This is a genomic window from Ectothiorhodospira shaposhnikovii (genome assembly GCF_016584105.1).
Lineage (GTDB): Bacteria > Pseudomonadota > Gammaproteobacteria > Ectothiorhodospirales > Ectothiorhodospiraceae > Ectothiorhodospira > Ectothiorhodospira shaposhnikovii.
On the sequence record NZ_NRSM01000120.1, the window covers coordinates 1 to 288 of the forward strand.

1 protein-coding gene is annotated in these 288 nt (G+C 67.7%); it reads right to left on the minus strand.

Features of this window, described 5'->3' with window-relative positions:
• Nucleotides 1-229: hypothetical protein (locus tag CKO35_RS17660; protein ID WP_200177408.1), on the minus strand; the 229-nt coding region annotated here is incomplete at its 3' end.
• Nucleotides 230-288: the final 59 nt, after the last annotated feature.

Consider the following 288-nt stretch of genomic DNA (forward strand, 5'->3'; position numbering starts at 1 on the left):
GGATCGCCGAGACCTCGTCACGCCGCGTGATCCAGCCCGCGGTGAAGGCATGCCCCAGCGCCAGCGGCTCAAGGGCCTCTGGGCTGGCCAGCAAGGTGCCCATCGCGGTGTCATTGAGCGCCAGGCTCACCGGTAGCTCCGATGGGCCATCCAGCTCGCGCAGCGGCACCTCGCGGGCATCCGCATAGCCTGCAGCGCCTGGCGCTTGTTGATAGAGCGAATCTTTCATTACGGCTCTCCGTGGCGCAGATGCGTGGCGAGAACGGTGCGCGCAACCCTCACCCGACC